We start from the raw sequence: 11,972 nt of genomic DNA, 5'->3' as shown, positions 1-11,972 counted from the left end.
AATTAGTTTGCGTGCCCCGCCTGGCCGATGGTGCCTTGAGCGGTTTTGCAGGCTGTTGAATTTAAAGGCAAAGCCTGCGCCCACGGGATTTTCTCGCACAAACTGTAGAGGCTTGAACGTTTGTGGGAAATTTCTGAGAAGTGGGTCGGAAATGATCTTTTTACCTCAGCCGGTGAGCAAGGCTGCCGCTGCCCGCTCGTAGCGGGCGCGAAGGCATCATCTATACAACCCACTTTTAGCAGGCCAGCATCCAGACCCTTGAAGCAAACAAAGCCTCGCCCTTCAAGGCTCTTCGGCTTTGAGCTCCTTTTCCATCTTCTGCAGTTCCTGGCTGAATGCCTGATCCTGAACGGTGGCGCGTTTACGCCAGGGTTTACGTTCCGGTTCGGGCTGAGCGGCGTAGGTGGTGACTTCCCCGCCGTAAACTTCCTTGTAACGTTGTTCCTGGCGCTCAAGTTCCGCGCGCAGTTCGTCTTTCGTCACAGTGCTACCTGTATGAGTTGAGATTAATTCTGGTGAAACGCACTGCACGGCGGTATTGACCGCACTCGCCGATGACCCGGAAGGGTTTCAATTGCGAGACGCACTCAATACATGTTGCAGGCGGCCACGGCACCAGAGATAAACAGCTGACGTAGCATCAGTCTCCTGTTACAGCGAGCGCGTTGGCGTAGCATCGAATGATCAGCGGCAGGCGCTTGCTGCTGGCAGCGACAATGGGACATTGCGCCACCCAATGGTGGACCCGGCAGATGAGCAGCCAGGTCGCCATTGAATTCTATTATAGCGGTCGTTTCGAAGAACACTATCTCCAAACAGTTAAAACAAGATGTTGACCGAAGAAAGTTTGGTAACTCACAAGTCTTACCCTGAACTAGGCCATTCAGGGTATGTATTTTGTGACGCTGTCTTTCTGACGCCAGTATGACAGACAAGTTCTCGCAAACCTTAAGTTGCACGGAAGTCCCGTTTCCTAAAGTCTCAAGGGGGGTCCTCAAGCGGTCGGGCATCAGGGGTTTGCGATAATCGGATAATGCTTCGATAATCGCCCAGTGTCGACTGGCGCGCCTTGTGCGCCATTGCGGACCCGCCTGTAATGACAGCCGATTGGTGTTGGGAAAGGACCTGAGATGAATGATGAAATGCGCAATTCCTTCGCTTCGGTGGCGCCACCGATCGTCGCGTCGCCCGCGAAACGCATCCAGGCGCTGACCGGTGACCCGGATTTCATGACTTCGCTCGCCCGCGGCCTGGCTGTGGTGCAGGCGTTCCAGGAGCGCAAGCGTCACCTGACCATCGCCCAGATCAGCCACCGCACGGAGATCCCCCGCGCCGCAGTACGGCGTTGCCTGCACACGCTGATCAAGCTTGGCTACGCCACCACGGACGGTCGCACCTATTCACTGCTGCCCAAGGTCCTGACGCTCGGCCATGCCTATGTGTCGTCAACCCCGCTGGCGGTCTCGGCCCAGCCGTATCTGGACCGCATGAGCGAACAGCTGCACGAGGCCTGCAACATGGCCACCCTGGAAGGTGACGACATTCTCTATATCGCGCGCTCGGCCACTACCCAGCGGCTGATCTCCGTCGACCTTTCGGTAGGCGGGCGCCTTCCCGCCTATTGCACATCCATGGGCCGCATCCTGCTGGCGGCGCTGGACGATACCTCGCTGCGTGAGTATCTCGACCATGCGGAGTTGCAGGCCAAGACCAGCCGCACCCTGCACACCCCCGAAGCCTTGCTCGAATGCCTGCAGGAAGTGCGGCAGCAGGGCTGGTGCATCGTCGACCAGGAACTTGAACAGGGCCTGCGCTCGATTGCCGTTCCTGTCTATGACGCCTCCGGGCAAGTGGTGGCGGCGCTGAACGTCAGCACTCACGCCGGCCGGGTCAGCCGCAACGAACTCGAACAGCGCTTCCTGCCTGGGCTGCTCAGCGCCAGCCGCGACCTCAGCAGCCAGCTGTTCGCTTAGTGCCGACTCGCTAATATGTTCGATAAACGCACAAACTCGCGTTTATCGAATTGACGCTGTTTCCCCAGGATCATTAATGTCGCCGCAGCGCCAGCAACAGGCTGGCACGTGTTCGACTGCGATCTTGCGGAATAAAAATAATGAATCAGCCTCAGTCTGCTGTAGGAAACTGCCTCGACGTGCAGTCCTTCATCAATGCCCAACCCATTTCGCGCTACCAGTGGCGGGTGGTGATTCTCTGCTTTCTGATTGTGTTTCTCGATGGTCTCGACACGGCGGCGATGGGCTTCATCGCGCCGGCCTTGTCCCAGGACTGGGGCATCGATCGCGCCAGCCTCGGGCCGGTGATGAGTGCCGCGCTGATCGGCATGGTGTTCGGCGCCTTGGGCTCCGGCCCACTGGCTGATCGTTTCGGGCGCAAAGTGGTGCTGGTCGGTGCGGTCCTGTTGTTCGGGGCCTTCAGCCTGGCGTCGGCCTACAGCACCAACGTCGACCAACTACTGGTATTGCGCTTCCTCACCGGCCTGGGCCTGGGTGCCGGGATGCCGAACGCCACCACATTGCTGTCGGAATACACCCCGGAACGCAAAAAATCACTGCTGGTGACCAGCATGTTCTGCGGCTTCAACCTCGGCATGGCCGGCGGCGGGTTTATCTCGGCCAAGCTGATTCCAATGTTCGGCTGGCACAGCCTGCTATTAATAGGCGGGATCCTGCCGTTGATCCTCGCCGTGGTCCTGCTGTTCTGGCTGCCGGAATCGGCGCGCTACCTGGTGGTGCGCAATCGCGGCACAGATAAAGTGCGCAAGACCCTGGCGCCGATTGATCCGGTAGTCGTGGCCCAGGCTTCAAGCTTCAGTGTACCGGAGCAAAAAACCGTAAAGGCACGCAACGTGTTCGCGGTGATCTTCTCCGGCACCTACAGCACCGGCACGTTACTGCTGTGGCTGACTTATTTCATGGGCCTGGTGATTGTCTATCTGCTGACCAGTTGGTTGCCGACGCTGATGCGTGACAGTGGCGCCAGCATGGAGCAGGCGGCCTTTATCGGCGCGTTGTTCCAGTTTGGTGGAGTGCTGAGTGCCGTGGGCGTGGGCTGGGCGATGGATCGCTTCAACCCGCACAAGGTCATCGGCATTTTCTACCTGCTGGCCGGGGTGTTTGCCTACGCAGTGGGGCAGAGCCTGGGCAACATCACGCTGTTGGCAACCCTGGTGCTGGTGGCCGGCATGTGCGTCAACGGCGCGCAGTCGGCGATGCCATCGCTGGCGGCGCGGTTTTATCCGACCCAGGGGCGGGCGACCGGCGTCTCGTGGATGCTGGGGATTGGTCGCTTCGGCGCGATTCTCGGCGCATGGATGGGGGCGACGTTGCTGGGCCTGGGCTGGAACTTCGAGCAGGTACTGACGGCGCTGGTGATACCGGCGGCGCTGGCGACCACGGCGGTGGTGATCAAGGGCATGGTCAGTCATGCGGATGCAACCTGATCCGGGTTGACGCCCGCAAAGATCGTCCGAACGCGGCCCGAGCCTTCGGACGATCTTTTGCGAGCGACACAGAACGATAGCCAAACAACAATATGTTCGATAATCGAACACTCAGTCGATTATCGGATTGTTTGGCAAGTTCCTGCGGCTTACTCTTCAGGCATTCCGGCGCTACGCATCGCGCCTTGTCCTTCCACTGTCGGTTCATAACAAAACGGGAGCCTGCCCCATGGCTGAAATCCTTTCGCTGCACGACGCGGTGAAGCAATTCGTGAATGATGGCGATACCGTCGCACTCGAAGGCTTTACTCACCTGATCCCCACGGCTGCGGGTCATGAAATCATTCGCCAGGGCAAGAAAGACCTGACTCTGGTACGGATGACGCCTGACCTGATCTACGACCAGTTGATCGGAGCCGGCTGCGCGCGCAAGTTGATTTTCTCCTGGGGCGGCAACCCGGGTGTCGGTTCGCTGCACCGTCTGCGTGACGCCGTCGAGAAGCAGTGGCCACACCCGCTGGAAATCGAAGAACACAGCCACGCCGACCTGGCCAATGCCTACGTCGCCGGCGCCTCCGGGCTACCATTCGCGGTACTGCGCGCCTACGCCGGTTCCGACCTGCCCAAGGTCAACCCGCTGATCAAGACCGTCACTTGCCCGTTCACCGGCGAAGTGCTGGCGGCGGTGCCTTCGGTGCGCCCGGACATCGCCGTGATCCACGCGCAGAAGGCCGATCGCAAGGGCAACGTGTTGCTCTGGGGCATTCTTGGCGTGCAGAAAGAAGCGGCGCTGGCGGCCAAGCGTTGCATCGTCACCGTTGAAGAAATCGTCGATGATCTCAACGCGCCGATGAACTCCTGTGTATTGCCGACCTGGGCGTTGAGCGCGGTCTGCCACGTGCCCGGTGGCGCGCATCCGTCCTACGCCCACGGGTACAACGAGCGTGACAACCGCTTCTACCAGGCCTGGGATCCGATCGCCCGTGACCGTGAAACCTTCACCGCGTGGATCAACGAATACATCCACGGTAGCGCTGACTTCAGCGAGTTCCAGGCCAAGCTGGCCGCTGCTTCGGAGGCCAAGTAATGACTTACACCACCAATGAAATGATGACCGTCGCTGCCGCTCGCCGCCTGAAAAACGGTTCGGTATGTTTCGTCGGCATCGGCCTGCCATCGAAAGCCGCGAACCTGGCGCGCCTGACTTCTTCGCCCGACGTCGTGCTGATCTACGAATCCGGCCCGATCGGCGCCAAGCCGAGTGTGCTGCCGCTGTCGATTGGTGATGGCGAACTGGCGGAAACCGCTGACACGGTCGTCCCGACCGGTGAGATCTTTCGCTACTGGCTGCAGGGCGGGCGCATCGACGTCGGCTTCCTCGGCGCTGCCCAGGTAGACCGCTTCGGCAACATCAACACCACCGTGGTCGGCGACTACCACTCGCCAAAGGTCCGCCTGCCGGGTGCCGGCGGCGCTCCGGAAATCGCCGGCTCGGCCAAGAGCGTGCTGATCATCCTCAAGCAGTCGGCGCGTTCGTTTGTCGACAAACTGGACTTCATTACTTCGGTAGGCCATGGCGAAGGCGGCGATTCGCGTAAACGCCTGGGCCTGCCGGGCGCAGGTCCTGTCGGCATCATTACCGACCTGTGCATCATGGAGCCGGAAGCCGATACCCATGAGTTCGTGGTCACCGCCTTGCACCCAGGCGTGACCCGCGAGCAAGTAGTCGCGGCTACTGGCTGGGCGATTCGTTTTGCCGACGCGGTTGAACATACTGCCGAGCCGACCGACGTCGAGCTCAAGGCACTCAGGGATCTGGAAGCCCGCACCGCCGCCGCCCACGGCCAAGCACCCGGAGAAGCGTGATGCGTGACGTTTATATCTGCGACGCGATTCGCACCCCCATCGGCCGGTTCGGCGGTGGCCTGTCCGGCGTACGCGCTGACGACCTGGCCGCCGTGCCGATCAAGGCCCTGATGGAGCGCAATCCATCCGTGGACTGGAGCGCAGTGGATGAAGTGTTCTTCGGCTGCGCCAATCAGGCCGGCGAAGACAACCGCAACGTCGCACGCATGGCCCTGTTGTTGGCCGGGCTGCCGGAAAGCATTCCGGGCGTCACGCTTAACCGCCTGTGCGCTTCGGGTATGGACGCTATCGGCACCGCGTTCCGCGCCATCGCCAGTGGCGAAATGGAGCTGGCAATTGCCGGTGGAGTCGAGTCGATGTCCCGGGCGCCATTTGTCATGGGCAAGGCCGATGCGGCGTTCTCGCGCAACATGAAGCTGGAAGACACCACCATCGGCTGGCGTTTCATCAACCCGTTGATGAAAGCCCAGTACGGTGTGGATGCAATGCCGCAAACTGCTGACAACGTTGCAGACGATTACCAAGTGTCCCGGGAAGATCAGGACGCGTTCGCCTTGCGCAGTCAGCAACGCACCGCCGCCGCCCAGGCGGCCGGCTATTTCGCCGAAGAAATCGTCGAAGTGCGCATTGCCCACAAGAAAGGTGAAACCGTGGTCAGCCAGGACGAGCATCCTCGCGGCGACACCACCCTGGAAACCCTGGCCAGGCTCAAGCCGGTCAACGGTCCGGACAAAACGGTCACCGCTGGCAATGCTTCAGGTGTGAACGACGGCGCGGCGGCATTGATTCTGGCGTCCGCCGAAGCGGTGAAAAAACACGGTTTGACCCCGCGCGCCAAGGTGCTGGGCATGTCGAGTGCAGGCGTCGCCCCGCGGGTCATGGGGATCGGCCCGGTGCCGGCCGTGCGCAAGCTGACCGAACGCCTAGGCCTGGCGGTCAGCGACTTCGACGTGATCGAACTCAACGAGGCATTCGCCAGCCAGGGTCTGGCAGTGCTGCGCGAACTGGGGCTGGCGGATGACGCGATCCAGGTTAACCCGAACGGAGGCGCCATTGCATTGGGCCATCCGCTGGGCATGAGCGGTGCGCGCCTGGTGCTGACGGCACTGCATCAGCTGGAAAAAACGGGTGGCAGCAAAGGCCTTGCGACCATGTGTGTCGGCGTTGGCCAGGGCCTGGCCCTGGCGATCGAACGCGTCAGCTAACAAGAACAGAGGAAAGCGTCATGACTGACAAACCTGGTTACCGCCGCCCGCAAGAGGGCACTCAGCCGGAATATCTGCACCCGGAGTATCAATCCACCAACGTGCGTGCGCCGTCCAAGCCGTTGGTGTTTTTGCCGCATTCGCTGTCGGAAATCACCGGCCCGACCATTGGTGCCGAGCGCATTCAGGAGCGCGACAACGATCTGACCGCCCAGCATGCGGGCGAACCCCAGGGCGAGCGCATCATCGTCCATGGCCGCGTGCTGGATGAAGACGGCTTGCCGGTGCCGGGGATCCTGGTGGAAATCTGGCAGGCCAACGCCGCCGGGCGCTACAACCATGCGCGCGACCTGCACGACGCGCCACTGGACCCGAACTTTACCGGTACCGGTCGCACCGTGACCGATGCCGATGGCTGGTACCAGTTCCAGACCATCAAGCCGGGCGCGTATCCGTGGGGTAACCATCACAACGCCTGGCGCCCGGCGCATATCCATTTCTCGCTGTTCGGGCCGAGCATCCTGACGCGCCTGGTCACTCAGATGTACTTCCCGGGCGACCCGCTGCTGGCGTATGACCCGATCTACAACTGCGTGCCGGATACCAGCGCCAAAGAGCGTTTGATCGCCAGTTTTGACCTGGAAAAAACCATTCCTTCCTATGCCCTCGGTTATCGCTGGGACATCGTCTTGCGCGGCCGTGAAGCCACGCCGATGGAGAAATAAGATGACGCTGAACGCGACCACGTCCCACACCGTCGGACCCTATTACCACATCGGCCTGACCTGGCTGAACCGCGAAAACCTCACCGTCGAGCAAACCCTGGGCGAGCGCGTGGCGATCACCGGGCAAGTGGTGGACGGCAATGGCGACTTCGTCAACGACGCCATGCTGGAAATCTGGCAGGCCAATGCGGCTGGCAAGTACGATCATCCTGAAGATGACCAGGCTAAAGCCCTGGATCCGAACTTCGAAGGATTTGGTCGGGTGCCGGTCGACGCAGAAGGGCGCTTCCGTTTTACCACGATCAAGCCGGGTACCGTGCCCGGGCTGCAGGGCTCGACCCAGGCGCCGCATCTGGTGGTACTGGTGTTTGCTCGCGGGCTGGTGAAGCATTTACTGACTCGGATTTACTTTGATGGCGAGCCGGCGAATGTCGCGGACCCGCTGTTGGAGTGTGTGCCGGCCGAGCGTCGCAGTACTTTGCTGGCGAAGCCGGATGCGACGGGTGTGTATCAGTGGAATGTGATTCTGCAGGGGACTGAGGCGGAGACAGTGTTCTTCGATTACTGAGACCACCACAGACCCTGTGGGAGCGGGCTTGCTCGCGAAGGCGTCGTGTCAGCCGACATCAAGTTGCCTGACACACCGCATTCGCGAGCAAGCCCGCTCCCACAGTGGTGCGTGGTGTTGCTGAATGCATCTGTGGAACGGGACTGTTGCAAAGTGTGTCTAGAATGTCACTGTCCCCAAAGAGTGAAAACCAATGACAACCCCCACCGCTATTACAGCGCACTACACCGGTGAAGAGCGCAAGAAAAGAATCTTCGCGATTGTCGGCGCCTCGTCGGGCAACCTCGTCGAATGGTTCGATTTCTACGTCTACGCCTTCTGCGCGATCTACTTCGCCCCGGCGTTTTTCCCGTCTGACAACCCGACCGTGCAGCTTGTTAACACCGCAGGCGTATTCGCTGCCGGGTTCCTGATGCGGCCTATCGGCGGCTGGATTTTCGGTCGAGTGGCGGACAAGCACGGGCGCAAGAATTCGATGCTGATATCGATTCTGATGATGTGCTTCGGCTCCTTGCTCATTGCCTGCCTGCCGACTTACAAGGACATTGGCGTCTGGGCGCCGATCATGCTGCTGTTCGCTCGTTTGCTGCAGGGCCTGTCGGTCGGTGGCGAATACGGCACGACTGCCACCTACATGAGCGAAATCGCGCTCAAGGGGCAACGCGGCTTTTTCGCCTCGTTCCAGTACGTGACGCTGATTGGCGGACAACTGCTGGCGGTGTCGCTGGTGGTGGTCCTGCAGCAATTTCTCACGGAAGACGACTTGCGCGCCTACGGCTGGCGGATCCCGTTCGTGGTCGGTGCAGCCGCCGCGTTGATCTCGCTGTTCCTGCGTCGTTCGTTGAAAGAAACCAGCAGCAAGGAAATGCGCGAGAACAAGGACGCCGGCAGCATCCGCGCACTGTTCCGTGATCACAAGGCTGCGTTCATTACCGTGCTCGGCTACACCGCCGGCGGTTCGCTGATTTTCTACACCTTTACCACGTACATGCAGAAGTACCTGGTGAACACTGCTGGCATGCACGCCAAGACCGCCAGCTACATCATGACCGGCGCGCTGTTCCTGTACATGTGCATGCAGCCGCTGTTTGGCATGCTCGCGGACAAGATCGGCCGTCGTAATTCGATGCTCTGGTTTGGCGCTCTCGGGACCCTGTGTACCGTGCCGATTCTGCTCAGTCTGAAAAGCGTCAGCAGTCCGTTCCTGGCGTTCGTGTTGATTACCGTGGCGCTGGCGATCGTGAGTTTCTACACCTCCATCAGCGGCCTGGTGAAAGCCGAGATGTTCCCGCCGGAAGTGCGCGCACTGGGCGTTGGCCTGGCGTATGCGGTAGCGAATGCGATCTTCGGCGGTTCGGCCGAGTATGTGGCGCTGAGCCTCAAGGCCGCAGGCATGGAAAACTCCTTCTACTGGTACGTGACGGTGATGATGGCGGTGGCGTTCCTGTTCAGCCTGCGCCTGCCGAAACAGGCGAAATACCTGCACCACGACCTTTGATTTTTACCCGTGGGCCGAAACGGCCCACGCCTTCAGGGATTGTTTATGAACGAGCGACCGGGCAATCAGTTGTTCGATGCCTACTTCACTGCCCGCGATATGCGCGAAGTGTTCTGTGATCAGGGCCGTGTCCAGGCCATGCTCGACTTCGAAGCGGCGTTGGCTCGTGCGCAGGCGCGAGTCGGGCTGATTCCGCAGTCGGCGGTGGCTGCGATTGAAGCGGCGTGCCAGGCCGGTCATTACGACTTTGCACTGCTTGGCGAGGCAATCGCCACCGCAGGCAATTCGGCGATTCCACTGGTGAAGGCCCTGGGCAAGCAGATTGCGGCCACCGACGTAGAGGCCGAACGTTATGTGCATCTGGGCGCTACCAGCCAGGACGTGATGGACAGTGGCCTGGTGCTGCAACTGCGTCGTGCACTGCAACTCATCGAAAACGACTTGGCGCAGTTGGGCGAGCTCCTCGCGGCTCAGGCGATGCGCCATGTTGCAACTCCGCTGGCCGGACGCACCTGGCTGCAACATGCGACGCCGGTCACCCTCGGGATGAAAATCGCCGGTTGGCTGGGCGCGATCACTCGCAGCCGCCAGCGCCTTGCGGAACTTAAACCGCGGTTACTGGTGCTGCAGTTCGGCGGCGCCTCGGGCACCCTCGCGGCGCTGGGCGAGCAGGCGATGCCGGTGGCCCAGGCGCTGGCGCAAGAACTGCAACTGGCCGTGCCGGAACAACCCTGGCACACCCAGCGCGATCGTCTGGTGGAATTTGCCGCAGTGCTCGGGCTGATCGCCGGTAGCCTCGGCAAGCTGGGCCGTGACATCAGCCTGTTGATGCAGACCGAAGCTGCTGAAGTGTTCGAGCCGTCGGCACCGGGCAAGGGCGGTTCCTCGACCATGCCGCACAAGCGTAATCCGGTGGGCGCGGCCGTGCTGATCAGCGCTGCAACCCGGGTGCCCGGTTTGGTCTCGACTTTGTTCAGTGCAATGCCCCAGGAACACGAACGCAGCCTGGGTCTTTGGCATGCCGAGTGGGAAACCCTGCCGGAAATCTGTTGCCTGGTATCCGGCAGCCTGAAGCAGGCGCTGCTGGTGGCGGGCGGGCTGGAAGTGGACGCCGCACGCATGGTGCGCAATCTCGACCTGACTCAAGGTCTGGTGCTGGCCGAAGCGGTGAGCATCGTCCTCGCTCAACGGCTGGGCCGCGACACCGCTCACCATCTGCTTGAACAATGCTGCAAGCGCGCCGTGGCCGAGCAGCGCCATTTGCGTGCGGTGCTGGGCGATGAGCCGCAAGTGACCGCCGAACTGTCCGCCGCTGAACTCGATCATCTGCTCAACCCTGCCCATTATCTCGGTCAGGCCCGTACCTGGGTCGAACGAGCCGTGGCTGAACATGTTGCATTAACTGCCTGAAGGAGATTGCTGTGGCTTTTGTACAACTCGCCGAGGGCGAACTGCATTACCAACTGGATGGACCTGAAGATGCGCCGGTGCTGGTGCTGTCCAATTCACTGGGCACCGACCTGCACATGTGGGACGCGCAAATTGCCGCGTTTACTCAACACTTCCGGGTGCTGCGTTTCGACACCCGCGGGCACGGAAAATCGCTGGTGACGCCGGGCCCTTACACCATTGAACAGCTGGGTGGTGACGTACTGGCCCTGCTGGACACCTTGCACATCGAGCGCGCGCATTTCTGTGGCCTGTCCATGGGTGGCTTGATTGGCCAGTGGCTGGGGATCAATGCCGGTGAGCGCCTGCTCAAACTGGTGGTGTGCAATACCGCAGCGAAGATCGGCGATCCGTCGGTGTGGAACCCGCGAATCGAATCAGTGTTACGTGATCGCGCGGCGGCCATGGTTGCGCTGCGGGATGCATCGATTGCGCGCTGGTTCACGCCGGAGTTTGCCGCTGCCAATCCTGCTGTCGCCGGCAAAATCACCGACATGCTCGCCGCTACATCGCCTGAAGGTTATGCCGCCAATTGTGCGGCGGTGCGCGATGCCGATTTCCGTGATCAGTTGGCCGCAATCAAGGTGCCGTTGCTGGTAATTGCCGGCACCGAAGACGCGGTTACGCCGCCGGCCGGCAGCCATTTCATCCAGGAACATGTAGCGGGTGCCGAGTATGCGGAGTTCCATGCGGCGCACCTGTCCAACGTCCAGGCCGGCGCTGCTTTCAGCGAGCGGGTTGTGGCGTTTCTGACCGCTCGCTAAGGGGACACTCGTGGACGAAAAACAACGTTACGACGAAGGCCTGGAAGTTCGCCGCGCGGTGCTCGGCGACGCTCATGTTGATCGCAGCCTGAGTGCCCTGACCGAGTTCAACTCGGAGTTCCAGGAAATGATCACCCGCCACGCCTGGGGCGACATCTGGACCCGTCCAGGATTGCCGCGACACACCCGCAGCCTGATCACCATCGCGATGCTGATCGGCATGAACCGCAACGATGAACTCAAGCTGCACCTGCGCGCCGCGGCCAATAATGGCGTCAGCCGTGGCGAGATCAAGGAAGTGATCATGCAGAGCGCGATCTACTGCGGCATCCCGGCCGCCAACGCGACCTTCCACTTGGCTGAGTCGGTGTGGGATGAGCTTGGAGTCGAGTCCCGGGAGTAGGTCGCTCAGATACCCCCCTGTAGGAGTGAGCCTG

General features: G+C 61.1%; 12 protein-coding genes. 11 read left to right on the top strand and 1 reads right to left on the bottom strand.

The window, feature by feature from the left end; all coding sequences use genetic code 11:
* Positions 1–282: 282 nt before the first annotated feature.
* Positions 283–483 carry a hypothetical protein gene (locus ACYZTK_RS09285; protein ID WP_007903846.1) on the bottom strand — a complete coding sequence of 67 codons (201 nt, stop codon included), beginning with the start codon at positions 481–483 and terminating at the stop codon, positions 283–285.
* A gap of 647 nt (positions 484–1,130) precedes the next feature.
* On the opposite strand from ACYZTK_RS09285, the gene pcaR reads away from it, so the two are divergent.
* The 11 genes from pcaR (at position 1,131) to pcaC (ending at position 11,938) form a co-directional block, all read left to right on the top strand.
* Positions 1,131–1,973, top strand: coding sequence for a pca regulon transcriptional regulator PcaR (gene pcaR / locus ACYZTK_RS09280; protein ID WP_462014164.1), 843 nt, complete (start codon positions 1,131–1,133; stop codon positions 1,971–1,973).
* Between the two features lie 140 nt (positions 1,974–2,113).
* Positions 2,114–3,460 (top strand): aromatic acid/H+ symport family MFS transporter, encoded by a 1,347-nt coding sequence (locus ACYZTK_RS09275; protein ID WP_462014163.1) that lies wholly within the window; start codon positions 2,114–2,116, stop codon positions 3,458–3,460.
* 229 nt (positions 3,461–3,689) lie between these two features.
* A complete protein-coding gene (locus ACYZTK_RS09270; RefSeq protein WP_462014162.1) occupies positions 3,690–4,547 on the top strand; it encodes a CoA transferase subunit A in 858 nt (285 codons plus the stop codon).
* Positions 4,547–5,326: a CoA-transferase subunit beta gene (locus ACYZTK_RS09265; protein ID WP_462014161.1), complete on the top strand. Its 780-nt coding sequence runs from the start codon at positions 4,547–4,549 to the stop codon at positions 5,324–5,326. Before ACYZTK_RS09270 ends, ACYZTK_RS09265 begins: the two co-directional genes overlap by 1 nt.
* The gene (gene pcaF / locus ACYZTK_RS09260; protein ID WP_462014160.1) at positions 5,323–6,531 is read left to right on the top strand and encodes a 3-oxoadipyl-CoA thiolase; all 1,209 of its coding nucleotides are present in this window, start codon (positions 5,323–5,325) and stop codon (positions 6,529–6,531) included. The genes ACYZTK_RS09265 and pcaF overlap by 4 nt, the downstream gene beginning before the upstream one ends.
* Positions 6,532–6,551: 20 nt before the next feature.
* Entirely contained in the window at positions 6,552–7,256 is a 705-nt protein-coding gene (pcaH, locus tag ACYZTK_RS09255) for a protocatechuate 3,4-dioxygenase subunit beta (RefSeq protein ID WP_462014159.1), read from the top strand.
* A 1-nt stretch (position 7,257) separates the two neighbouring features.
* The gene (pcaG, locus tag ACYZTK_RS09250; protein ID WP_462014158.1) at positions 7,258–7,824 is read left to right on the top strand and encodes a protocatechuate 3,4-dioxygenase subunit alpha; all 567 of its coding nucleotides are present in this window, start codon (positions 7,258–7,260) and stop codon (positions 7,822–7,824) included.
* Between the two features lie 193 nt (positions 7,825–8,017).
* Complete coding sequence (locus ACYZTK_RS09245) at positions 8,018–9,322, top strand: MFS family transporter (RefSeq protein WP_462014157.1); 1,305 nt, start codon at positions 8,018–8,020, stop codon at positions 9,320–9,322.
* Between the two features lie 45 nt (positions 9,323–9,367).
* On the top strand, positions 9,368–10,732 hold the full coding sequence (locus ACYZTK_RS09240; protein ID WP_462014156.1) for a 3-carboxy-cis,cis-muconate cycloisomerase: 1,365 nt from the start codon (positions 9,368–9,370) through the stop codon (positions 10,730–10,732).
* A gap of 11 nt (positions 10,733–10,743) precedes the next feature.
* Positions 10,744–11,535, top strand: coding sequence for a 3-oxoadipate enol-lactonase (gene pcaD / locus ACYZTK_RS09235; protein WP_462014155.1), 792 nt, complete (start codon positions 10,744–10,746; stop codon positions 11,533–11,535).
* A 10-nt stretch (positions 11,536–11,545) separates the two neighbouring features.
* The gene (gene pcaC, locus ACYZTK_RS09230) at positions 11,546–11,938 is read left to right on the top strand and encodes a 4-carboxymuconolactone decarboxylase (protein ID WP_462014154.1); all 393 of its coding nucleotides are present in this window, start codon (positions 11,546–11,548) and stop codon (positions 11,936–11,938) included.
* Positions 11,939–11,972 lie beyond the last annotated feature (34 nt).

The organism is Pseudomonas sp. LB3P31 (assembly GCF_054897945.1).
This window is presented reverse-complemented; position numbering and strand designations above follow the sequence as displayed.

Bases quoted from the DNA above. Each gene is read 5' to 3' on its own strand.
- pcaR (WP_462014164.1), top strand. From the start codon at position 1,131: ATGAATGATGAAATGCGCAATTCCTTCGCTTCGGTGGCGCCACCGATC.
- ACYZTK_RS09275 (WP_462014163.1), top strand. From the start codon at position 2,114: ATGAATCAGCCTCAGTCTGCTGTAGGAAACTGCCTCGACGTGCAGTCC.
- ACYZTK_RS09270 (WP_462014162.1), top strand. From the start codon at position 3,690: ATGGCTGAAATCCTTTCGCTGCACGACGCGGTGAAGCAATTCGTGAAT.
- ACYZTK_RS09265 (WP_462014161.1), top strand. From the start codon at position 4,547: ATGACTTACACCACCAATGAAATGATGACCGTCGCTGCCGCTCGCCGC.
- pcaH (WP_462014159.1), top strand. From the start codon at position 6,552: ATGACTGACAAACCTGGTTACCGCCGCCCGCAAGAGGGCACTCAGCCG.
- pcaG (WP_462014158.1), top strand. From the start codon at position 7,258: ATGACGCTGAACGCGACCACGTCCCACACCGTCGGACCCTATTACCAC.
- ACYZTK_RS09245 (WP_462014157.1), top strand. From the start codon at position 8,018: ATGACAACCCCCACCGCTATTACAGCGCACTACACCGGTGAAGAGCGC.
- ACYZTK_RS09240 (WP_462014156.1), top strand. From the start codon at position 9,368: ATGAACGAGCGACCGGGCAATCAGTTGTTCGATGCCTACTTCACTGCC.